30 protein-coding genes are annotated in these 21,991 nt (G+C 59.0%); 2 read left to right on the top strand and 28 right to left on the bottom strand.

Going from position 1 to position 21,991, the window contains the following annotated elements:
• Positions 1–14: 14 nt before the first annotated feature.
• From PY308_RS09420 to PY308_RS09400, 5 genes are read right to left on the bottom strand one after another with little or no spacing between them, the layout of a single operon-like run.
• Positions 15–2,180 carry a phage tail protein gene (locus tag PY308_RS09420; RefSeq protein ID WP_275790574.1) on the bottom strand — a complete coding sequence of 722 codons (2,166 nt, stop codon included), beginning with the start codon at positions 2,178–2,180 and terminating at the stop codon, positions 15–17.
• Complete coding sequence (locus PY308_RS09415; RefSeq protein WP_275790572.1) at positions 2,177–2,578, bottom strand: DUF6950 family protein; 402 nt, start codon at positions 2,576–2,578, stop codon at positions 2,177–2,179. The genes PY308_RS09420 and PY308_RS09415 overlap by 4 nt, the downstream gene beginning before the upstream one ends.
• Positions 2,575–3,156: a transcriptional regulator gene (locus tag PY308_RS09410; protein WP_275790569.1), complete on the bottom strand. Its 582-nt coding sequence runs from the start codon at positions 3,154–3,156 to the stop codon at positions 2,575–2,577. Before PY308_RS09410 ends, PY308_RS09415 begins: the two co-directional genes overlap by 4 nt.
• Positions 3,157–3,158: 2 nt before the next feature.
• The gene (locus PY308_RS09405) at positions 3,159–3,881 is read right to left on the bottom strand and encodes a hypothetical protein (RefSeq protein WP_275790567.1); all 723 of its coding nucleotides are present in this window, start codon (positions 3,879–3,881) and stop codon (positions 3,159–3,161) included.
• Positions 3,881–7,468, bottom strand: coding sequence for a tape measure protein (locus PY308_RS09400; protein ID WP_275790565.1), 3,588 nt, complete (start codon positions 7,466–7,468; stop codon positions 3,881–3,883). The genes PY308_RS09405 and PY308_RS09400 overlap by 1 nt, the downstream gene beginning before the upstream one ends.
• 19 nt (positions 7,469–7,487) lie before the next feature.
• Here PY308_RS09400 and PY308_RS09395 point away from each other — a divergent pair, with 19 nt between their 5' ends.
• Complete coding sequence (locus PY308_RS09395) at positions 7,488–8,054, top strand: hypothetical protein (RefSeq protein WP_275790564.1); 567 nt, start codon at positions 7,488–7,490, stop codon at positions 8,052–8,054.
• A gap of 9 nt (positions 8,055–8,063) precedes the next feature.
• On the opposite strand, the gene PY308_RS09390 is transcribed toward PY308_RS09395, so the two are convergent.
• The 19 genes from PY308_RS09390 to PY308_RS09300 form a co-directional block, all read right to left on the bottom strand.
• Positions 8,064–8,213, bottom strand: coding sequence for a hypothetical protein (locus tag PY308_RS09390; protein WP_275790562.1), 150 nt, complete (start codon positions 8,211–8,213; stop codon positions 8,064–8,066).
• A 32-nt stretch (positions 8,214–8,245) separates the two neighbouring features.
• A complete protein-coding gene (locus PY308_RS09385) occupies positions 8,246–8,626 on the bottom strand; it encodes a gene transfer agent family protein (protein ID WP_275790559.1) in 381 nt (126 codons plus the stop codon).
• Positions 8,626–9,066 carry a phage tail tube protein gene (locus PY308_RS09380; RefSeq protein WP_275790557.1) on the bottom strand — a complete coding sequence of 147 codons (441 nt, stop codon included), beginning with the start codon at positions 9,064–9,066 and terminating at the stop codon, positions 8,626–8,628. Before PY308_RS09380 ends, PY308_RS09385 begins: the two co-directional genes overlap by 1 nt.
• Before the next feature lie 76 nt (positions 9,067–9,142).
• Complete coding sequence (locus PY308_RS09375; protein WP_275790555.1) at positions 9,143–9,607, bottom strand: HK97 gp10 family phage protein; 465 nt, start codon at positions 9,605–9,607, stop codon at positions 9,143–9,145.
• Complete coding sequence (locus tag PY308_RS09370) at positions 9,604–9,801, bottom strand: hypothetical protein (protein WP_275790552.1); 198 nt, start codon at positions 9,799–9,801, stop codon at positions 9,604–9,606. The genes PY308_RS09375 and PY308_RS09370 overlap by 4 nt, the downstream gene beginning before the upstream one ends.
• Positions 9,802–9,812: 11 nt before the next feature.
• A complete protein-coding gene (locus PY308_RS09365) occupies positions 9,813–10,223 on the bottom strand; it encodes a DUF3168 domain-containing protein (protein ID WP_275790551.1) in 411 nt (136 codons plus the stop codon).
• A complete protein-coding gene (locus tag PY308_RS09360) occupies positions 10,220–10,597 on the bottom strand; it encodes a phage head completion protein (RefSeq protein ID WP_275790549.1) in 378 nt (125 codons plus the stop codon). The genes PY308_RS09365 and PY308_RS09360 overlap by 4 nt, the downstream gene beginning before the upstream one ends.
• Positions 10,594–11,115 (bottom strand): head-tail connector protein, encoded by a 522-nt coding sequence (locus tag PY308_RS09355; protein WP_275790547.1) that lies wholly within the window; start codon positions 11,113–11,115, stop codon positions 10,594–10,596. The genes PY308_RS09360 and PY308_RS09355 overlap by 4 nt, the downstream gene beginning before the upstream one ends.
• A 17-nt stretch (positions 11,116–11,132) precedes the next feature.
• On the bottom strand, positions 11,133–12,302 hold the full coding sequence (locus tag PY308_RS09350) for a phage major capsid protein (protein WP_275790545.1): 1,170 nt from the start codon (positions 12,300–12,302) through the stop codon (positions 11,133–11,135).
• Between the two features lie 28 nt (positions 12,303–12,330).
• Positions 12,331–12,981, bottom strand: a complete 651-nt coding sequence (locus PY308_RS09345) for an HK97 family phage prohead protease (protein WP_275790543.1) — start codon at positions 12,979–12,981, stop codon at positions 12,331–12,333.
• Positions 12,950–14,128: a phage portal protein gene (locus tag PY308_RS09340; protein WP_275790541.1), complete on the bottom strand. Its 1,179-nt coding sequence runs from the start codon at positions 14,126–14,128 to the stop codon at positions 12,950–12,952. The genes PY308_RS09345 and PY308_RS09340 overlap by 32 nt, the downstream gene beginning before the upstream one ends.
• Positions 14,125–15,909, bottom strand: a complete 1,785-nt coding sequence (locus PY308_RS09335; RefSeq protein WP_275790539.1) for a terminase large subunit — start codon at positions 15,907–15,909, stop codon at positions 14,125–14,127. The genes PY308_RS09340 and PY308_RS09335 overlap by 4 nt, the downstream gene beginning before the upstream one ends.
• Complete coding sequence (locus PY308_RS09330) at positions 15,869–16,279, bottom strand: hypothetical protein (protein ID WP_275790538.1); 411 nt, start codon at positions 16,277–16,279, stop codon at positions 15,869–15,871. The genes PY308_RS09335 and PY308_RS09330 overlap by 41 nt, the downstream gene beginning before the upstream one ends.
• A 100-nt stretch (positions 16,280–16,379) precedes the next feature.
• Positions 16,380–16,613 (bottom strand): hypothetical protein, encoded by a 234-nt coding sequence (locus PY308_RS09325; protein WP_275790537.1) that lies wholly within the window; start codon positions 16,611–16,613, stop codon positions 16,380–16,382.
• Positions 16,610–16,849 (bottom strand): hypothetical protein, encoded by a 240-nt coding sequence (locus PY308_RS09320; RefSeq protein ID WP_275790535.1) that lies wholly within the window; start codon positions 16,847–16,849, stop codon positions 16,610–16,612. The genes PY308_RS09325 and PY308_RS09320 overlap by 4 nt, the downstream gene beginning before the upstream one ends.
• Complete coding sequence (locus PY308_RS09315; RefSeq protein ID WP_275790533.1) at positions 16,849–17,043, bottom strand: hypothetical protein; 195 nt, start codon at positions 17,041–17,043, stop codon at positions 16,849–16,851. The genes PY308_RS09320 and PY308_RS09315 overlap by 1 nt, the downstream gene beginning before the upstream one ends.
• Before the next feature lie 3 nt (positions 17,044–17,046).
• Positions 17,047–17,394: an HNH endonuclease gene (locus PY308_RS09310; RefSeq protein WP_275790530.1), complete on the bottom strand. Its 348-nt coding sequence runs from the start codon at positions 17,392–17,394 to the stop codon at positions 17,047–17,049.
• On the bottom strand, positions 17,385–17,636 hold the full coding sequence (locus tag PY308_RS09305) for a spike base protein, RCAP_Rcc01079 family (RefSeq protein WP_275790528.1): 252 nt from the start codon (positions 17,634–17,636) through the stop codon (positions 17,385–17,387). The genes PY308_RS09310 and PY308_RS09305 overlap by 10 nt, the downstream gene beginning before the upstream one ends.
• A gap of 13 nt (positions 17,637–17,649) precedes the next feature.
• Entirely contained in the window at positions 17,650–17,820 is a 171-nt protein-coding gene (locus PY308_RS09300) for a hypothetical protein (protein WP_275790526.1), read from the bottom strand.
• A 692-nt stretch (positions 17,821–18,512) separates the two neighbouring features.
• Between PY308_RS09300 and PY308_RS09295 the strand changes: the two genes are divergently transcribed.
• Complete coding sequence (locus PY308_RS09295; protein ID WP_275790523.1) at positions 18,513–18,776, top strand: helix-turn-helix domain-containing protein; 264 nt, start codon at positions 18,513–18,515, stop codon at positions 18,774–18,776.
• A gap of 7 nt (positions 18,777–18,783) precedes the next feature.
• Here PY308_RS09295 and PY308_RS09290 read toward each other — a convergent pair whose 3' ends face one another.
• From PY308_RS09290 to PY308_RS09275, 4 genes are all read right to left on the bottom strand, one after another.
• Positions 18,784–18,960: a hypothetical protein gene (locus tag PY308_RS09290; protein WP_275790521.1), complete on the bottom strand. Its 177-nt coding sequence runs from the start codon at positions 18,958–18,960 to the stop codon at positions 18,784–18,786.
• Positions 18,960–19,130: a hypothetical protein gene (locus PY308_RS09285; protein WP_275790518.1), complete on the bottom strand. Its 171-nt coding sequence runs from the start codon at positions 19,128–19,130 to the stop codon at positions 18,960–18,962. The genes PY308_RS09290 and PY308_RS09285 overlap by 1 nt, the downstream gene beginning before the upstream one ends.
• Before the next feature lie 972 nt (positions 19,131–20,102).
• Complete coding sequence (locus PY308_RS09280; protein WP_275790515.1) at positions 20,103–20,987, bottom strand: transcription termination/antitermination NusG family protein; 885 nt, start codon at positions 20,985–20,987, stop codon at positions 20,103–20,105.
• The gene (locus PY308_RS09275; protein WP_275790512.1) at positions 20,987–21,898 is read right to left on the bottom strand and encodes a hypothetical protein; all 912 of its coding nucleotides are present in this window, start codon (positions 21,896–21,898) and stop codon (positions 20,987–20,989) included. Before PY308_RS09275 ends, PY308_RS09280 begins: the two co-directional genes overlap by 1 nt.
• Positions 21,899–21,991: the final 93 nt, after the last annotated feature.

Here is a 21,991-nt window from a genome sequence, read left to right as displayed (position 1 = left end):
GAGGTCTCCATATTTTAAGCGAGGATAGTGGCCGTCGAAACGAGAGCGGTTCCGGGTGTCCCGTCGAGAAGCAGTGATTGCAGCTGCCATTCGATCAACGCCCCGACGCCGGTCGCCGCAGGAACGCTATCGGCAAACAGATTGATTTCGTTCATCGCCGCCGTATTCGTTGCGAGCGTTGACCAGGCAGACCAGGCGCCACCGGCAGGTTGAATGCGCCGCTGGAACCGCATGCTGTGGACGCGATACTCACGCGGTACGGCACTGATGATGATCGTCGCTGGCGTCCCGGCCGCGAACGCACCGTTCACGATTGTATCTTCGTCCAGCTCCGGCGCGCGGCACGGATCGGTCGAGGCGGCGATTGCTCCATGCAGCAGATCAGAAAACAGGCTGGCTTCGTCATCTTCATCGAAGATGCGTACCCGCGCGTCGTAGATCGCGCCGGAGAGATCGACCGACGCCCGCGCGTGGTCTTCTTCTTCGGACATCGGAAACCATGCCGATGGATTGCCGTCATAGTAGACCCGATAATTCGCCTCGATATCGTCGTGGTCGTCGCCGGTGATGACATAGTTGACCCGGAATGTTTTCGAGCCGTCTTCATTGGTCAGCTGCACCGCAGAAGACGGCGCGGCCGGCGCATCGAGGTCCGTCTCGTAGTCGAGATCAGGGATGGCGTCCGGTGCTGGCGCCTCGTCGGTTGCCGGGTTCCACGGATCGAGGACCGGGCAGACAGCGAACGGAATTTCAACTGAACCATTGGCGTCGTCACAGCGCGGTGATGAGAGCCGAACCAGCTCGATATCCCCAAGGTCAGGAAGCTCTACCGTGCCGTACAGGGCGCCCCATGCGGCCAGACCTACCATGTTGGTGACCAGAGACCCGGTTTCACCACGCGCCTTGGCAAAGAGCCGACGCGCGATGCGCTGTGCCTGACTTGCGGACGGGCAGAAAGGTAGCTCAAGGTCGAGCACCTTTTCGCCATATCGGTCGATTTCGCTTTCGATGTTGGCCCAGGCGATACCCGTCAGGTCGATCTCGGCAATATCGTAATTGCGTTCCGACGAATAATATTTCAGCCGGCAGACATTCGGCCGCTCGACAGCCTCCGGCCCGCTCGCCCAGGCAATCTTGTAGCCATCCTCGACATGGAAGGCGATTTCCGGTTCCGGCTCGTCATCGATCAGTTCGAACCAGATTTTACCAGCATCGCTCAGACGGATTTCTACGCCGATGCTGTCGAGCATGCTTTTCATGGTTTCTGCGCGTGCGCCTTCCCATGCCCACATGCCGCCGATGCGCGCCCGCTTTTCCGTGCCGGTCAGGGTCGCGACCAGAACGTCGGCCTTGTCCGCCTGTGCGGCGATTTTGTCCCAGTCGAACCGCTCGAAAGTAAAGGCCGGGTCGCGGCGAAGAACATGCGCTGCACACAGAATTCCGTTCTCGGTCCATGCCGCCATGCCGATACGAGGATCGTAAATCACAGATGCGCGCTGGATCTGCTCTGTATCGGGAACACCGCCTTGGTACAGGGAGAGATATTTGGGTTTCGCCATGCCGGGGTTGCGGTAGGTCAGAAGCGACTGTGCCACGCCTCGAACCTGATGATCTGCAGTCCACAAGGAAGGGAACGCTTCAATCAGATCGGGCCATGCCGTTTCATCGCCAAAGCCCCGCTTGTCTTGCCAGTTGAGCCAGCTGCTTCCCTTGCGCGACCAGGGCGGTGTCACGACATCGCCATTCGGATCGAGCGTGACCTCGCGCCCGCCGACGAAATACTGTTCGACCGCGTCTATCGGGCCATGCAGCCGCACGACCAGTCGCCAACGCGTGTCGCCATCGGTATTGCCGAAAACCTTAAGCCCGCCGACGCGGACCCGGCCCAATCCTTCGATGACAGAGCTTTCGCCCGTTTCGAAGGTCGATTTCGCTTCTGCCGGCTTGACGGCACCCGGCATTTTCGGTTGTGCCAGCATCGACAGGCCAAGCAACGCTCCGCCGACGATCACATTGGCAGCAATGGTGGCGATCGCCCCGGTCGCCGTGGCAGCAATCGCCGTGCTGGACAGCAGAAACCCTTGGATCGCGCCGGCGATCAAGGTCTCAATTCCGGCATGGGCCGGCGTTGCGACAACATAGGATGCGCCGCTCAAAAACAGGATTCGATAGAATTTCATCGTGGGATCGACCAAGCCCCAGCGATCTCGCGCGGCTGGATCATCATGACCCCGCGCTTGATCCGCCACACGAAGTAGCCGCCGGCAAGAAAGATGCCGCCGACTTGACCGATGCGCCCTGTATCGACCACGCCGATATCGCCCAGAGCCGGAAAGCCGGTCTGCGATAGGCCGAACCCGAAAAGGTAGTCGTCCCAGAGACTGACGAGAGAACCCGCCCTGCCGATGATCGACATCGCCTCATCCTGCGTTGACCATTGAACCGGCCACTCGATTTTTCGGCCGGTGCGCAATTCCAGCCACTCCCCGGCCCAGGGCGTGCAGTCGCTCTTGCCCCACTCCGCATCAACGGCATAGGCGCCCTCGATATGGGCTTTCAGCTGCTCTTCGATCGTCATGGCTTGATGACCTCCTGCACCTTGACCCCGACGAAGTCGAAGCCCTTGTCGCCGGGAAAACGGCGGCGCTGCCCGGCCGGCGTCCACTTGCCGCCAAACGGAAAATTCTGCGTATGCCAGAGGCTTTCTATGGTGACGGAAACGACACGCGAGCCGACGCCTTCCCATTGGATGGACGCGGCTGAGAGATAGCCGGGAAAGAGAGCCTTCAGCCCGTAAGGCCAGACCTCCTGCGTTTCTTGATCGAAGGCGCACCAATAGACATCCGCCTGCCGTCCCTCTATCTCCCGGCCCTTATCCTTGACTTGCCGCAGAAAGGCGACGTTCACGCCTGAAATCGCAACAGCGACGCTCGCCGCCTGTCCGAAGCGTGGATCTTCAACGGAGCTGATCGACACGATCTGCCGCCCGGCCGGGTCGGAAATTCCCCGCCATTCGATACCGCCGACGACTTTCTTGCCCACGCCGTTGTGCAGTTGCCAGCGGCCATCGGGCAGGTCGAGGTCGAAGAACCAGGCGCGTGCAATATGCGGCCGGCGCAGGAATTTGCGCTCCGCATCCGAAAACAGGAGCGCCATCATCAATCCTTGAAATAGTCGCGAAGGTCGTAATCGAAGACCTCGAAGAGCGAGACCGTCAGCCCTTCCAGAAATACCGGTCCCCGATCCGCATCCGGAAGGTTGGACGACAGCAGACGCATGGCGAGCACTGGCCGGAGGGTGGCATAGTCCGTATTGGTGACAGCCTTGCGCAGCGGCGGCCAGATCCGATAGCGCCCGTTCCCGAACACCTTAGTGACCTCGTAAAGCCCGAAGTGAAAAGGGAAGAAACCCAGCATATCGCCCATGCCGAGCTGTCGCCCCCAGAACGTATCGGAAAGGCGGATGATCGTGCTGTCGAACGCCGCGAATTCCGAAACCTTGACATGGGGTTTGGTGAGGTTCCAGTTCTGCCCATTCGACCAGGACAGTCCGTTTCCGAACGGAAGGCCGTTGTTCTGCTGGTCTGCCGTCAAGGCCATCCCGGCGTCTGCACGGCTCATACCGTCGAAGTCGCAGATACTGACCCGAACCGCATTGGCGCCCATGTGCAGCGCCGTTAGCGTGCCGCGCATCCGGCGCGCCTTGACGCCCCGCATCGGCGGAAACGAGAACTGCAGATGCCGCGCGCCAAATGGCGATGCAATCGACTGCGTCACGTCACCGATGGACGTCGAGGCAGAGGAGCCGATGCTTTGCGGCCCGTTCAGGGCTTTCCATCGGTTCCAGCGCACGCCCAGCGGCCATTGCAACAGGCGCGCCATCAGGGGTAAATCCCACGAAGACGCGAATTTCTGCTGAAGGATGCAAAGCGCTTGGCTTCCGTCCGGTTGTTTTCGGCCATGGCGCGTTCCAGCCGGGCAATCGCCGCCTGGTCGGCCCCGCGCGCATCGATGTGATGGACGGGCGCATAGGTCATGCCGTCCCGGCTGCGCGCGCCCCTCGACAGGTTCGGCATGGTCGGCGCCCGCATCGGCGTGCCGTTTGCGAGAAGAGAGACACGATCGGCATTGATGGCATCGAGCAACGGCCCGTATTTCTTTGCCATCGCCGCACGTGTCACATGCTCTCCATCCGAAAGGAAAGCCGGGATTTTGTCGCCCTTGGGACCGCCCGGCCCGCGCACACGGCCTCGCGTCGCATGTCCGCCGCCAGCAAGCCGCAGCGGCCCGCCGGTGAACATCGAGAAGAGGCCGCCCAGCAATCCGCCACCGGAGCCGGCCACCGATCCGTCGAACAGCATGTTCAAAGCATTGTCGAGCATCTTCTCGCCAAGTTTCTCCAGCGCACTGCCGAGCGCTTCCGTTGCGGACTTGCCTTTACGTAGATCGCTGATGAAGCCGCCTAACACGTCCTTGCCGAGGGCCGCAGACTCAGAAAGCCGCTCGCGTAGCTGGTCCTGACTTTCGGTGAGCTGTTCGCCGGCGGCTTCCGCCTTGCCGGTCTCCTCGGCAAGCGTCCGCATTGCCATAGCCTGGTCACGCGCGACAGGCGACAGACCGGACAGATCGCCGTTCAACAGCTGCTGGACGTCCTTCAGTTCACGGCCGGCCTCTGTCCCCTGGCGCTGCGCTTCGGTCAAAAGCTGTTGCGCGGCCTGTAGAGTAGAAAGCTTCAGTCCATAGTCATTGACGAGCGGATTAAGCGTTGTCCGGATGCCAGCTTCAGCTTTCAGCCCGTCAATATAGGCATGCTGTTCTTTCAGCGTTTGCTGGAAATCGTTGACGACCTGAACACGGTCTTGCACGCCAGCCGGCGCACCCTTCAGATAGAGGTCCGCCTCGCTGTTCCGGCGCCCTCGATTGATGCCGCCATTATCCTCGCCAAGCCCCTTTATGGCGTTGTAGACGGTCCCGGCGTCGCCCGACTTGATGGCGGCAACGATCCGATCCGGCAGGCTACCGTAGTTATAGGCGATCGATGTCAGCGCGGCTTGCTGCCCGTCATCCATGGACCGGAACGTATCGCGGCCGATCTTGCCTTCGATGCCCTTCTGAAACTCACCAATGCGGCGGTCGAGGTCACGGTTGGCACTTTCGAGCGATACCGTGATCCCATCCGTGACTTTGCGCACGGAACCATCGTCGAGTGTGACTGTGTCCGAACCGAAGCCGGCGCGCATTGCATTGACGTCCCAATAGGGCTTTGTACGGAATCCTTCGTAGCCCTTGATCAGTTCTGCAGCTGAGGACACCGAACGTTCACTGGAGCGGACCGCGGCTTCCGCAGCAATCTCTTTCCGCGCCTGTATTTCCGCCGCGCTTTTGTCGAGAGCCACACTGATTTTCTTTGCGGCTTCAAGAATGGCATCCGTCCGGTCGTTGACCTGCTTTTCGAGTTCCGAACGCTGCGCGTCAATCGTGCGCTGATCCAGAAACGCGCCGGTTGCCTTCAGGCTTTTTTCGCTTTCGGATTTGAAAGTGTAACCCTGCGAGCGATAGCCCTCCGCATATGTGCCCTTGCCCGTGACACGGGCAACCTCTTCGGCGGTGTCCTTTGCCGCCTTCCGGATCTTCTCGAAAGCGAAAAGCAACGGCTGTAGGCGTGAGACATACCCCTGAACGTTCGGCTCCACCGACGCCACCCGTTCAAGAGCTTCGCTCGTCTGATCTGCCGTGGCAGCGCCTTGTTCCAGCTTCCCCACGATCACATCAACCTGTTTTCGTAGATCGGCGGAAATGGCACCGCCGGATTGCAGGTTATCAAGTTCGCTATCGAGTTCGCGCACTGCCGCGACAGCATCGTCAATCGGCTTGGTATTGCCGTTCACGGCGCCAAAAAGTTCGGTTTTTCTGAAATGCCTGATCGAATTTTCCAGCTGATTATTGAGATCAATAACGCCCTTGCTGACATCGAGTAGCGCGATCTTTTTAAGTTTTTCCAGCGCCGCGCTGACACTGAAATCGACCTCTTGCGCTTCGCCTGCAATCTCTGCGATCTGATTAAGCGCATCGGCATCTGCCGGCGTCGCGTACTGTGATTGGGTGATATAGGCACGGCTCTGAATGGCACCCAATGGAACAGCCACCTCGTTGCCGCCGCCGAACGGATCTCCGCCGCCGCGCATTCGGTCGAGTTCGGCATTGATGTCGCGCAATTTCTTGACGCGTTTTTCATCGGCAAGACTGTCCACAGCCTTGGCAACACTATCGACGCCGGTGGCTGCCTCCGGCCCAAGCAGGCCGAGCGACCGCATCTCTTCCGCCAGGCGCTTCGAACGTTCCGATGCCTCTGCCGCATTGGCCGAAAAATGAACGAATGTTCCGGTTGCCACCGCTCCCAGGATCACGCCCAACGGCCCGGCCGCAGCCGATAGTCCGCCGATCGCCGTCGCAACCTGACCAACCGTCGCCGTACCGCGCAAGGCGATGAAGAACTGTTTTAGAACCTTCGTGGCGAGAGCGCCCTTGACGATGACACCTGACAAAGCCCGCCCGACAAGGGCGCCCGCGAGAACAGACGCCAGCTGCAGCGCGACATCCGCCGTCTCGTCGAAATTATCCGCAAGCGCATTCAGGCCCTGCGTCAACCGCTGGCTGGCACCAAGGCTTGAGTCCGTCTCACCGATATACTTGGTGAAGGCGTTCGTGACCTTCGTGACGCCCTGTTCGATCGTCTGCGTCGAATTGGCTGCCATGGCTTCGATCTTCGGCAGGCCTTTGAGGAACGCATCGAAGAACTGCTTGCCGGAAACCTCGCCGTCATTCACCAGTTTCTTCAACTTGTTGACCGAACCGCCCGCCGCATCGAGCCCGGCCGCGACAGCAATCAGGATCGGCCGCGCGCCCTCATTGACGGAATTGAACTCTTCCGCCTGCACACGGGTAGACCCGAGAAGCTGACCGAGCTGGGTCAGTGCGCCCGAAGCTTCTGCCGCAGACTTGCCTTCGATCCGCAGCGCCGTCCCGACGCCATCGGTAAACTGAAGCAGCCTTTCCTGCGAGGCATTCAGATTGTCGTTCGCCTGCGCTGCCTTGCCGAAAAGCCCGGCCAATGCGCCGATTGGAGCCGCGTTGCGTTGTGCCGACTTATAAATCCGGTCCAGCACATCGGCCTGATTGGCGCCGACGACACCAGCCACCGCCAGGCTGTTTTTCGCACCGGTCCAGGCATCGGCATATTTCGCAACATCCTGCACGGACAACGCCGCAGCAACGCCAGTCAAGGGGACGACAAGGCTTCGGGCCGCACTCTTTCCGATCGAGCCCAGCCGGCTGTCCATCTGCCGATAGCGGGCCTCGATCGCACGCGCTGTGCCATTGGTGACACCTTGCGCTTTCAGGGATTCCCGCTGATATTGCTTGATGTCCATGGACAGCTGCACGAGCAGCTTTTCAAGATCAGTTGCCATTTAGCCTCACGAGAATGTAATGGATTTCTTCACAATTATTTTATGGAGCGCCGGCATCACGGTAGCTATTACGTTGTTCATCACGTTGGCTGGCGCAGGCGCTCGGAAATCGCTGCGGACATCCGCTCGAGACTGGCTGGACGAAAACCAATTCAAAACCTATTCGGTCATCTTCGACACTGGCGATGCGCTGGGCGTCGATTATGACCGTCGTCTGGTCGCCATCTCTTCTGCAGGGCTCAACAAGATACTGAAGTTCGACGATGTCGTATCCGTTGAATATTCCGAAAACGGCACCACTGTCTCCAAGACCAACAGGGGTAGCCAGGCGCTCGGAGCCGCTTTAGGAGCGGCAACGTTTGGCGGCGTCGGCGCGGTGATCGGCGGACTGTCGGGCTCTTCTCAGAACCAGCAAACCGTATCACTTTCAACCATCAATCTTGTCACCGCCGACCGAGACAATCCGTATGTAACGGTCAAAGTCTTCGAAAGCGCGCCAACGCCAAAAGATGGCATTGTGTATAAGCAGCTCAGTAAGGACCTGATGCCTTGGTACGGTCGTTTGAAGGCGATTATCGAAACTTGAAACGGCCCGTCAATCCTGATGGATGAACTCCCAAAGCTCATCGGCCTCTTTCGCCGTCAGCCCCTTGTCGTCGGGATTGTGGAACGCTTCGAAACCGTCCAGAGCAGCGAAGAACTGGAACATCGACATTGCCCTGACCTGTTGCGGCGAAAAGCCCATAGCCGCACCATTTCCGTAGATCGCGCCAAACCTCAGTTTTCCATTGGGGAGGTCGTCGAGTTGCTTCCCCCCGGATTTGGCGCGTCGCCCTCCCCCAATTTTTCCTCCGGCGCCCCCACGATGCCGGCGGAAAGGATGATCTGGGCAAACAGCAGATTTTCATTGGGCACGCGCGCTTCGACGTAGTCGCGAACCTTTTTCAGCGCCGCCGTTGGCACCATTCCGCCGCCGATCAGGCCAAGGCGGATGACGTGTGAAATGTCCCTGATCCGCCACGTCTCATCATGCAGGCGGTTGAGGATCGCGTAAGGGCCGGCATCGCAGGCCTCCTGCAGCAATTCCAACTCGCCCCAGCCGAGGCGGAAGGTGTAATCGCCATCCGCCCAGGCGAAACTTACCTGCGCGTCCCGCATTACGGCGTGACCACCCGCGTCATCTTGCCGTCGCTCTGCATGCTGACGGTCGCGGTAGCCCGGCGATTATTAATGCCGGTCGCATTGAAGTTCTCGACGTGCATGTTCCCGGTCCATGTCAGCGTCTTGGCCGGGAATTCCCAGATAACCTTGGCCGGGATAGAGTCTTCCGCTTCCGCAGCATCAACCCAAGTCTCGACGCTTTCTTCCGCCAGCAGCGTTTCGCCTTCGACACTCATGGAGAGCGACGTGGCGTCACGGCCGAGCCACGATATTGCATCCGGATCGTCGCAATCGGGAAGCTGGAATTCTTCGAGCCCTTTGCTGATCGTCATGGATCGCTGCGTAAGGCCGCAGGGGGCGCCGTAGACGATCGGCGTGGCATCGTTGCCCAGCAGGATTTTGATTTTCCCGCCCTTGGTGGTTGTCGGTTCGGCCATAGTGGTATCTCCTTTGATGGCAGCGAAAATCGCCCGCAGGTCTGCGGGGTTTGGTGGATGCGGTTTAGGCTGGGTTTCAGCCGCCTGACGCGACCTGTCGTGCCGACTGGCGGACTGCTTGACGGATTTGAGCCTTGGCGCCCTTCCGGTTAGCGCGGTAGCTCACGTAGAAAAACGGCTTGGCTTCAGTTCCCGGATGTTTCGTGCCAGGGAACAAGCCCTGGTTGATGTGGGGCTTTGTTCCGAACTCAACCCATCGGGCATAGTAGGCGTCCGAGTTGCCGGCATAGATCGTCAGCGTCATATCCCCGCCCAGACTGGCCCGAACGGTGGCGATGACCATGGACCCCCTCGGAGCCTTGCCCCATGTCCAGCCGATGCTGTCCTTCAGGTCACCATCATCGACCCTCACGAGACTTTTCATCATCGCGACGATCTCGGCGGCGGCGCGTTCCATGGCCGGCCGGATCCGCTGCTTTGCAGCTTCTGGCAGTCGCTTGAGCTTTCGGTCGAGACGCGCCAGATTAAGGAGCTTGGTCATTCGATCGGCGGCGTATCGCTGTCGGCAGAGGTGGAGGCCCTGCCCTTCGGCTTGGTCTCGACGGCCTTTCCAGCCGCAATTGCCTGCTCTGCGCATTCGCGCCGCACATTCAATGCCATGCCTTCCAGATAGCCAATAACGGTGTTTTTTGTCGGTCGATAATCGAAATCACCGGTAAAGCGGACATGCGCCATGACCATTCCTTTCAGGGGCGAGGATCTTCCAGTTCGGCGGTGACCTGCACGACACCGTGGGCCGTGATGCCGTCGCGGTCGATGAATGTCTGTGTGAGCGTTACCCCCAGCGAAACCAATGCGCCAACGGACAGGTTGCCCTCTTTCTCGTGGACAGCGTCAATCACCGCATCGACCAGACGCTTGCAGGGCCAGAGCTTTCCCTGATCTTCCACCCAGCAATCAATCTGAAGCGTTTCCACTCGCCCCGGTATGCAATCCGCGTCGGCGCGAATGCTGTCGGAAGGTCCGAACGAAATGTATTTTTTCGGTGCTGTTTTTGGAACGCCGTCATAGATCGCCTGCCCGACGATGGAGGTCACCTTCGCGCTACCCTTGAGAAGCACGCCGACGAAGTCATGGAGCGCGAGAGAAACGCTCATACGGCAACGCCCCCTTCAACGGTTATCTCAAGAAACTGCTGATCATCGGTTGGGACGATGGCCCTGATATTGAACTCGGTTCCGGTCCAGTTTCCATCCCCGTCAAAGCCGCCGTTCCGGGCATTGCGCATCCGCCAGGTCTCATCGATCTGGCGCGTCTGCGCATTGTCGTAGACGGTGACGACGATCGGCTGCCGGCCGGACAGCCGCGCGGCCATGACGGTTTCACCCCCTCGAAGAAAGCGGAAAGCGGCGTATTCCTTCACGGCCTGGTCATCCGGTGACCATCCTTCGATCACTCCGGAATGCCCGTCGTCCTGCATCTGGGGCCGGTCAAACGCCACTGAATAGATCATCTGCCCGGCGTCGATCATGCGAATGCAAAGCTCCGGTGGTGGGCGACCATGGCCTTGACGCCCATCGGCACGCTGCTGGCGGGGTCTTTGGTCATGTCGGCGCGCTGTAGATAGAAGCTGGCGATGAGCATCAACGAAGCCTGAACCAGTTTCGACGGGACATTACCCGCGCCCAGTCCGGCCTTGAAAACCACGGAAACGCTCGAAACCTCGGGCTGGTTTTCGACATGCAAAGCCTCGTCCCTGATTTCGAAATCACTGATAGCGCCAGGCACACCAAGCGCATCTACATAGGAAATCGACTGGATTTTCGGGTTCGGATACCCCTTGAAGTCGAGGACGAAATCTCGTCCGGTCGCGGTGAACTCGGTTTCGAGAAACACCGTCTGGCAAGCGCCTTCGACCCATTCGACCGCCGCCGCGACGTACTGCCTGACCAGATCATCCTGTTCCGAATGCCGAACGTTGCAGTGTTGTTTTGCGAGGGCAAGCGAGAGGACTTCTCCAACCGGCTCGCCTGACTGTTCAATCTTCATCCTGCCCTCGCGAGGTTTTAAACCGTCAGATCGCCGTAGACGATGCCTTCCGGGCGCAGCGTTTCGAGCTGCAGACGTTCTTCCAGCAAAATGGTGACTTTGTTGGTGATGAAGTTGTCCCGGTCTTCGGTGGAACGGCGGAGTTCAATGCCCTTGCGGTGCCAGAGAAGCGTATTGCCGACGAAGCCGCCGACGATGAACTTGCCCTGCGCGAGGCCCTTGGTGCGAACCACAGGCAGGCCCCAGGCGGTGTTGCCAGCGAAAGCCGGGTGCAGGTAGCGACCGTCGGCATCCTTCGCCAGATCGAGCGCCGCAGCGTCGAGGTGGTTCATGATGACGGCGCTTGCCATCAGATCGGCCTGAGAGACCTGAGCAATGGCGACACGAATGTCATCCATTGCATTTTCAGGCGTGACGCCCGGCACTATTGCATTGTTGTAGGCCGTGGAGTTGGCGAAGAGGCCATCGACGCGGTTTGCTGCGCCGGTACCGGAGAGGACTTCAGCTTCTTCCTTCAACAGAAGGCCGTACATGCCGCGCTGGTTGATGTAGGCTTCCATGCCGTCAACGTCATCGAGGGTTTCCTCGTTGACGCGGAAGAAGTGGGCCATCTTCACCATCGGCTTGGACTTGGCCGCGAAGGTGAGTTCCGACTGTGGCTTCTGCGCGCCGGGCGCGACGGTCGCGGCGTTGTTGGTGTAGCCGGTCTCCTGCAAGTATTCGATGACCGCAGCCGATGTCGTGCCGCCCGGGATGACATCGCGCAGGAAGAGCGTCTGATTGACCGGGGCAATCAACCCACGATCCTGACGACGAACGCCGGCCGGAAGCGTAACGGTGCCGAAGGAAGCGGACGTGATGTCCTTCACTTCCATCTTCTCGTTCGACATGATCTTGGCGGCAAAGTCCTTCTGTTCGGCAATGATGCGGCCAACAGACTTTTCTTCGCGGCCGCGAGCAGCCATTTTCTTGGTCAGCTCGGTGACGATCTCACCCAGGTCCGTCAGTTCCTTGCGGCTGTCTTCGATCTTGCCCTTGATGTCGGTGACATCTTCGCCGGCAGCCTTCTTTTCTTCGAGAAGGACGAGCTTTTCGGCCAGCGAATTCTGTTCGACGGTCACCGCCTTGATCTGCGCAGTGATATCCTTCGAGACGGCTTCGACCGCCTCCTTGATTTCGAGGTCCATCATAATCTCCTGTGTCGATGGAAGGTTTTCAGATGCCGAAGCTGTTCTTGATCAGCTTGGCGATCTCCGATGCGGACGCGTCACGCGATCCATCGCCCAGAGCTTGTGGCGCGAGCGCTGCTTGCGCTTTCGCCATCCATGCCGGGAAGCCCGCGTCTCGCAAGGCACCTTCCACCGCACGTTTCAGAGCCGCGTAATCTCCTGACTTCGCGGCAAGATATGCATCATCGAACCCCTTCACGGCGTCGATGGTGGCCGATGCCAGAAGCGGCAGCGGCGTGATTGAAATCTCGAATAGCGCGACCTCTTTGAGAAGGCGGGCAGCGCCCTCCCTGCCTGTCCGGATCGCCTTGTAACCGATGGACATGCCGTTAATGGCGCCCATCTTGAGCAGATCGTAGACCTCCCTGCCCTTGCCGGAGGTGAGCATCAATTTGCCCTCTACCCGGAGCCCTGTGGCGTCTTCGGCAACCTTCGTCCACTTGCCGATCGGCTGATGAAGATCGTGGCTCCACAGCATCAGCGGGTGGCGGTCGGCAAGGCTTTTCGTGTAGGCACCGGGAAGGACGATATCGCCGCCCATGTCCTTTTCACCGAACCGCGAGGCGTATCCCGAAATCGTGCCGTCATCCGCGACGGCGTCGGCCTCAAGCCGGGAGTATTTGGTTTCGATTTCCATTGCTCGCCTCGTTTTTCGGAAGTTCGTCGCCGCCATCGATCGGGTTCTTGCCCATCCGGGCGCGGACATCGTTCTGCGTTTCCCAGGCTGTGTTGTTGCCCAGCGCCTTCGCCCCGTATTCGGCCTGTGTCTTGATGTCGCCGCGGTAGTATTGCGTCACGTCGAAATCGACGTATTCGGTGGGCTTGAGCAAAGAGAACTGCAGCGCGCTTTCCCAGCGCCTCACCCATGGCCCGAGGGTGACCGTGCTGTGATAGTCCATTGCATCCGCAATCCGGGTCAGCGATTGGCCAGCCGCGTCATGCGCGAGAAAGATCGGGTGGATGCCGTAGGCCCGTGCAACCTCTTCGATGATGAACCGGCGGGTTTCCAGAAGCTGCATTTCCACCTGAGTGGGAACGACACTCTTGTAGTTGGAGCCACTGTCGAAGACCGGCGTGCCGGGCATTTTGTCCTTGATCGCTTCAAGGACCATTTTCGCCGCATCGGGTGACAGCTGTTGGTCGGTCGTGATGTAGCCGGGAATGGCTTTCTTCAACCCGTCTTCGATCTGCCGCCCCTCGAGCGAAAGGGCAAGCTTCAAGACCTTCTGGATTTCAGAGCTGATGTCGAGGCCTTCGGTGTCCTGCCACCGCGGCGACGTCACCTCGATCAGGTCGCGCCGGGTAAGATTATCGACGTTCCCAATGCCTGGAATGGTGCCACGATAGGTCACCTTGCCCGTTTCGGTGTCCTTGTAAGGCGTCACTTCACCGTTGAGCAGCGGCACAAGGCGCTTGATCCTGCCCTTATATCCGCGATCGATGTAGGCCCGGCCGACACCCTCGAATACGGCATGAAGCGTCACCGCCTCGACAAATTCGACCGGGGTCATGTAGTCGTTCGGGTCAATCAAAAGCCGTTCGAACAGGTCGCCGGACATGACCGGTGTCTTGATGGCCCGGCCATTGTCGTCGTACTTCTTCGTGCCGGTAATGATCGGCATGGCTGCAACGCCTTCAGCGATCCGCAACCCAGCAGCAAGCGCTGCGGTTACCTTCAGATGCCTCTCCGAGGCGATGATTTCTCGCTCGACAATATACTCCTGATAGAAGCGATTGCCGTTGAGGTCGAAATCCTTCTTCGAAAACGAGGGCCACCATTTCATGCGATCAGTACCCCGGTTTCCATATAGCTGCGCTTGCCCTTCGCTTCGGACTTGGACGCTCCAACCGCCATCGCGATAGACACCATGCCGTCGATGCGACCGCGCGACCGGCGTTTGTTGAACGCCTTGTTGCCCGTGCCGTCGCTGTCCAGAATGACGTTCGCCGCACAGATGTCGGTGACCTTGTTTTCCTCGATCAGCATCTTCCGCGTCAGGATTTTATCCGTCATGCGGCTGATCGAATGTGGCATGCAAAGCTGACGATCCTCAAAAGCGATCTTCGTTCCCTGCGAATGGGTGACGATCTTCAGCCCAGAGCCTTGCGGCTGGTCCGGCTTCTTGTAGCGCCAGACATGCAGCCCGACTTCGTCACAGGCCTCTATGAATTTCGTCACATAGGCAGGGTCAACCGTCAGGCTGTCGATCAGAAACCGCGATTTCAGGATTGCCACCTGTTGGGCGACGAAGGTGTAGTCGATGACCTCGCCGTCGCAGATCGTGATGTGCTTGTCTTTGGCGTAGGCCCGATAAGGCGTCCGGTCTTCTGCTTCCCGCCGATCCAGACCGCCTTTCGTGGTCCAGTACCAGGACTTGGCGATGAGGAAGTCGTCAGGCCTGCGCCAGCATGCGGAAAGCGATGTCAAATCGTTCTTTTCGGACAGATCCAGCGCAAGAAAACAGGGAAATTCGCTGTAATCTTCCTCGATTACCGGCCCTAAACATGCCCTCCAAGCGTCCTCGTCTGACATCCAGAAGCCGGAAGAACCGACCGGTATCCCGAAATACAGGCGTTCCGTCGATAGACGCTCGGACGCCATATGCTTTGCGGTCTCAACCCGGCGCCGAACGTTCTCGATCGGGTACGTTATCCCCAGCGCCGGCAGCGCCTTGACCCAGCAGCTTTCGTCCTTGAACGGGTCGTCGGTCTCATCGACACGGGCAATGTATGAAAACGCGCTGTCGTCTTCGATCAGCCCTTCGGCAACGCGCTGAAAAAACTCCGAAAGGTCCGTGGCGACGGCCTGGTCAACGGCCGGGGTGTTCGTCCCCAGGATCATCAATGGATCGCCGTCCATCTTGTCGATCGCGGCCTTCCAAAGCTGGATTGCCTTGTCCGTTTTCATTTCGTGGATTTCGTCACCGAAAACCGCGATCGGCTTCGGTCCCGAAATACTGTCCCCCGATGCCACCGGCAGAAACTTCGATTGGCTTTCGGGAAGCTCTATCTTCCACGCGTTGTCACCGACGCCGCGAATAATGACCTTGCCCAGGCTTTCGAGGGTCGCCCCGTTTCTGCCCGGTATCTCCGCCCGGCAGAGAGCGACCGCATCCGAGAACAGCACTTTGGCCTGATCACGGTCGTTTGCGATGGCATAGGCTTCCGCTCGCTGCACGCCGCAAAATCCGGTCATGTAAAGCCCGATCGCCCCCATCAACGGCGACTTGGCCTGTCCTTTCCCGGTCTCGATCCAAGCTTGCCGGAACCGCCGCGTCCGATCCTCGTTGCGCCACCCGAACAGGCTTCCGACGACGAAGGTCATCCAATCAAGCAGATGAAAAGGCTGCCCCTGCTTCGCGCCGGCCGTAACCGTGAACATAGCCGGGAAGAAACGGAACGCCCTCCCCGCCTCGTCGGCATCGAAGTACAGTCCGCGCTTGCTGCCCTCTTTCAGGTCTTTCAGATGCCGCTTGCAGGATGCCCGAACATACCGGCCTGCAATGATCTCCCCTTTGACGACCTTACTGGCGTAGGCCGTTGTCGGGTCCAAGGAATTCGTCACTCGGCGCGCTCCCGGCTTCCGGCTTTTTCGATGGCTGTGCCGTAGACTTGCCGAACATGGATTCTTCGAGCTTCAAAAGGCGGTCGTTCAGCTTCTCGCAGGCCGACCATGCGAAGTTGAAAACGTCACCGCCATTCGGCCCGACCTTTACCGGCCCTTCGGCGGCAGCCTGCGGATAGATGCTCTCATACTCGACCCGAGCCCGCACATACCGGTCAGCTTTCGAGAGGTTCGCCATGGAAACCGCCCCAGCATCCTTCAGAGCGGCGACAGTTTCCTGCCATAGGACGACGGCCAGTTCCGCCCGCTGCTCGTCATCGCTGAATATGGCCCTATAGCGCGGCTGTCTGATGGTGATGGAGCTGCTCATTCCCGTACCCCGGTTTCAATTCAGGTTTCAGTGCAAATGTTGGGGGGACGCGGGTGCGGGGAAAAGGGGGTGGGGTCTTAAAATCGAGGGGGGTGGGGCCTCAGTTGAGGCGACAATCCCAATCCGGTGGAGGAAAGCGCACTGGCTTCTCACCCTCGCTTTCATCGTCCACCTCAACCACGACGTTGGTGCCACTCACCCATCCCGCTAACGTTAACAGCCATGTTGCAAAAGTCATACGAGGACCGAACATGCGAGGCATCTTGACGCCGATGCGTAAGGTTCTCAGCAATTCGTTGCCGTCGATCGCGATCTCGCCCGCATCTCGCGTCATGGGTTTTCACAATCCATGATGTTCTCACCTAAGATGGCTTCCTCTTCCACCTGCTCGAGACGGAAGCCTACACCTGCAAGTTCGATGGTCGCCCTTGCCCTGTCGCCGTACTGGCCCTGATTGATCGTTACATCCGTGACGCCGGCCACCAGCACGCCATCGTGATATACCCGGATGCGCCCGCTCTGGTTCTGGCGGAATACGAGCTTCGATGTCTTAGGTGTGAGTTTTGCCATCAGACTTTCACCTTCCCGGGCTTGATCCCTTGCGCCCTGGCGAACGATGCGCCGCTATCGATGGCGTTCATCAGTTCGTGATGTTCGATGCCCGGATCATCGCCCTTGACCTTGGCCGCGATGGCCTTGGCGTACAGCTGGGCCTTGGGCTGGTCCTTCAAGCTCTTCCAGTAAGCGATTGCGAGTTCTTCCATGTGTCACCTGCGGTTCCAAGGATGGTCGGGATCAAGCGGCCTGCCGTCTTCACCATGGCCGGAGACGTAGCCACGGTGCGCGGCCCGCTGCGCGCCCGTGTCGTGGCACTCCTTGCAAACCGCCATGACGTTGAGTGGATCGAGGAACAGGGCCAGATCGCCCTTGTGATCCTGCCTGTGGTGAGCGACTGGGCTATTCGGCTCGTTGCGCTTGCCGATCAGGAGGCGACCGCATCCCGGCCACTGGCATGTGTAGTTGTCGCGAAGGAAGACGATCTGCCGAAGAGGCTCCCACTGGGGAAGCTTGTAGAGCGCCCGATATTCCGGACGATGCCGCTTTCTCAGTTCCAAGCGTAATAGGTGCCGGTCGTTCCAGTTGCCAAAACGCGGACGGCGCGGACGTGAAGCACCTGCCCGGTGGTCATGGCATAGGTCAGGTCGGTGCCCGACTTGTCGCGGACGACGATGTTGCCGGCAGCCTGGCAATAGATTGCTTTCGGCACGGTCGGCAGGTTGGTCGAGTTGTTCGGGACTATGGCCGTGTGTTTCGTTGGCTGCCACGGGCCACGGGTGAAGCTCATGTTATTCGACATGCTGAAACTCCTATTAGGTTTTCGTTGCGCGTTCGGTTGCTGCGGTTGGGGCCTTCACCAGCTCCCGCGCCTCGAACCAATGGTCATTGATCCGGACGAGAGCGATGGCGTCGGGTTGAACGGACTCAGCGTCGATGACGCCGGAAATGCCAGACAGCGGGTGGTGTAGATGCATGCCGATCATGGAGAACCTCGGTTGCGTAAGACGAGCGAACAGCGCGTCAATCATGGAGTCAGCGAAAATTGGCTCGTGCAGACGATGGCAGCGCCCTATTGTTTCGGTCGATGTCCACCAGAGCCCGTAGAGGGTGGCGGCGGCTGACCACCTTTGTCGGCGGTCGGGGTATAACCGCCCTTTATCAGGGCGCAGGTAGCCCTCACTGGGCTGTAAGCTCGTCCCAAGGCGAGGCATGGGACCAACTGTCGAAGGTGCGAGACGAGGTGCCTGCTATCACCTGTCTGATCCGCCACCATCACCAAAGCACTGATCCTGTTTACGGCCTCATCAAAGCCTACGCCGGTATGCTCTCCCGGATAAGGCGCGCGGCTTACAGGCTTGGTGACGTCAATCCAGAGTTCCGGTTTCATCGCTTACCCCATAGAAAAAGCCGCCCGGAAATAAACCGGACGGCTTAAAACAATCCCACGAAAACCGTGGTTATCGCTTGCAATACCACGAAAACCGTGGGATAACAAGCATGTCGAAGCGATCAAGCTTCGGCGGACGAAAGGAGCCTACCATGAGCCTAAAGCTCAGCTTCCAAGTCCGGTTCGGCAAGTGGCGACTCACAATCACCATAAGCCGGTAAACTGGGGGCCGGAGAGGCTGCTACCTCTCCGGTTCCCGAAGAATAGCAAGGGAAAGGCGATAATTCAATGTTCGACTTGAAAATAGCACGCAATCAAATGGGTGTAACACAGGCGGAAATGGCGGCCGCAATGGGTGTCCCTATTCGAACCTATGAAGACATCGAGGCGGGCCGCTCAAAGTGTCGGCCCGCTCACGTTGCTGCGGCCAAATGGGCGATGGTGCAACTCGCAGCAACCCGACGCGACGTTTACAAACTACCTGAAAATATATCACAAACCCTGAAGGATGCCTTGGAATATGACGAAGTGGCCAGAAAACCGGGCTATTGATCCGGTTTCACTCGGCCAGCTTGTCGATTGCCTTGCCGGCCTCTGACCCGATGCGGCGAACCTTGCTGACGGTATACGGCTCATCTCGGTCAACGAGAGAGCCGCCAAGCGTGACAGCATCAGCCGCCACGGAAACAGGGAGCGTAACCGTGTCGACGGCTATCTTGAGAAGGCGCTCGAACATCACCAGTCCCGTTCCGCTTCAGCGATGTCGTTCTTATCGAAGCCGCGGCGCTCCAGATCCTCATGAAGTTCCTGGCGGGTTTCCTCCGCAAACTTGTTCTTGAGCGGGTTGCAGAAGCCGCCTTCGAGTTCGCGAAGCTTCTGGACCTTCTGATTGAACTGCGACTTCATCGCTCTCTCCAATGCAAAAACCCGCCTACCGGGTTACGGTGAAGGGGTGGAATAGGTGATCGCCAAATGGTCGCTTAGAAGTGGTTGACACCTTGTGAAGCAAGGCTTTGATGGTGATCGCCTACGGAAGACCGCAGGGCAGTTATTCGGGTTTTCCGAACAACTCAGTCAGAACGGGCCGGGCTTGATACCGGCTGGCAGCGGGCGAACGCATCTGGCATCGCCGCGTCACGTTCAATCAAGCTGCGGTGATCCCCTGCGCTTCCTTCAGCGCCGCTGTCCTGATTTGTTAATCGCATCACTTCGAGCCGACCCAATGGTTGAAAATGATTCGACTCTCAACCTGCGCCGTGTTTCAATCTTTGCGGGGAACGGAGGGGGAAATGATCATCAGATTTATCGCAATTGCGGCGTTACTTGCCGCGTCGTCTACCTATGCCAGCGCCCATGGCGGCGGCTGCCGGAAGAGTTCGCCGCCGGGGCAGTGCTGCCATAAAGACAGCAGTACAGGCCGCGTCCACTGTCACTAGGTGTATACTGAACGCAACTAGAGGAGGTATCCATATGTACAAAGTCGAGTTTTACAAAAGCGGACAAACACGGCCATTTGCAGCCCTTGATCTACCTGACGTTTCAGGGATCGTACCGGACCAATATGTCGACTTCCCAACCCTGCGCACTGGACCTCTCAGGGTGCTCCAGATGCTCACGGCAGTCCTCCCTCAAGGCGTCCTCACAACAAAGGTAATCGTCGGCCCTAATCCAAAGATCGCGGAAAGTGATGACAGTGGAGTCGTTTGGCCAACTTTGAACCCATCCGACGATAGATGGGTGCCTTGGCCAATGGGGACGAGCATCGAGAACGATTGACAAAAAAGGATGCAACTTCCCCATCGCGCCGATTGCAATTTATCGGCATGGGACCGGCACCAAAGCTCAGCGCGAAGCGTGAGGGGCGCAAACAGCCGTCCTTCACCGTGAGATATAGACCGGTTCGCGAAATTCATCAAGCGCCTCATCATCTTGCAGCGCGTCGAGATGGTCTATTATCCCCTGAACATGCTGTCGAGCGGTCGTCGGCATGCTCTCCATACAGGCAGCAGCGTGCTCCTTGAGCGATGACGTCCGGTTGCGGCCTTTTACAGCGCGGCCGAGGTTCGTCATCAGCCGGGCAGTCTGCTTCTCCTTCGCCTCCTCGATGCGGTGGATGCGATTATATTCGTGTGACAGGCGGTGCCGGAACATGTCGAGCATGATGTTCCCGATGTCCTCCTCGCGGAACGCCGACGGCGTGAACCGGTCGCGGAGCGAGACGATGCTGTTGACGCCATCGACTTCCCGGATCACCTCGAAGCCCCTGCCCGGATCGTGTCGGACGAAAGCATAACCGACCAGCAGAGGCAGACGCCGCGTGCGGAAACGCTTCTTCCGGCGAACTCTAACCTCGACCCAGAAGGCCGGCATGTAGACATCCAGCCCCGCTTCTCGAAGATGCCGTTCGATGATGGTCTCACCTAGACGATATTCAGGAGCGCCGGCTATCGGCGCCGCCATCCGCTGAAAGCCAGGTTGAACGCGGATCGCATACCAGCCTCCTCCCCGAACACGCGGAAGCAAACCTTGCCAGTCAACGAACATGACCTTTCGGCGCTGGTCCTTGCTACCCTCGCACTCGACAAGTTGCTCCAGTTCCGCAGCAGTGAGGACGCAGGCATTCGGGATGGCTGCCGCTCGCACATTTGCCAGAGACAGATCAGTGCGTAGCTCGTTGCCGTCGATCTTCCAGCCGGAGTGCGGATCGGGAGCAACGACGACATAGCCTTCCTTGGTTCTCAAGGTGGTGATTTTCTCGCTCATCATTTATTGCCCTTGCTCGTCCGGAAGGTGACCTCTGCCAGTGTCGGCAGCGCCTTGAAAATATCGGCGGAAACTTCCGCACGAATTGAATAGGTGCGCTCGAAACTGGTGGCCTGAACCGATACGAAGCCGCCTTCCAATTCCATCAAAAGAGACGCGAAGGGAGAGGATCCGCCGCGATGCCAGCGATCGATCCGACGAAAGCTTTCGCGCGTGAGGAATTGCCGCGCATCCCCGATCTCGCTGACGAGCTTGGGCAGCGCCTTGATTGCCGCTTGAAGCTTCTGTCCTCGCTGGCCGATCTCTTTCAAGGCCGCGCTCGTGCCGCTGTCACTGTTCCAGTCGGGAAGCGGCCTGTGCAGCTCCCTGATGCCCGATGCGATCTCCCGCAGCTTGTCGTGAGGCCGGAACGTATCGGAAAGGAAGCTCAGGCCGGCGACGCTATAGACCGCCTTGCGTGTCTTCTCATCTTGTTTTGATATCGAGCCGGGCCGGTTCCGGTAAAGGAATTGCGCGAAGTCGGTGATGTGATAGCCGAATGCGTCACGGCACATTTGCAGCGGTCGCGTGACCGTCATCAAGCCGACCGCCTTCGACGCCATCTCTACGCCCCGAGGTGCAAGCTCAGTCCAGAGAGCCTGTATCTCGACAGCCTGCACCTCGGCACGGAAGCGGACTTCAGCCTGCCTGAAATCGTCGGTGAAATGCGTGTCCGCACAATCATGGCCAATGAAACGGACCCCGCTGTCAGCCGGGAAGTATGCCATCAGTCCGATGACGAACTTTGGCCTATTCGGCGAGCAAATCGGGCAAGGCACCCGTTCTCCACCAGCACGCCTTGCGACAGGGACCCTGATCTTCTCGGACAGGAGCCGCAGGCCGGTGCTGTCGGTGGCTCGGGTCTTCGTCACCCCAGGATAGTCTTCAGGCCTTCCGGTCTCCTGTGTCCAATTATGCCAGCCAGCCACAAAATCTGCGGTTGGTCCAAAATCCTGACGCGGCTT

The sequence above is a fragment of the Pararhizobium gei genome (assembly GCF_029223885.1).
GTDB lineage: Bacteria > Pseudomonadota > Alphaproteobacteria > Rhizobiales > Rhizobiaceae > Pararhizobium > Pararhizobium gei.
This window is presented reverse-complemented; position numbering and strand designations above follow the sequence as displayed.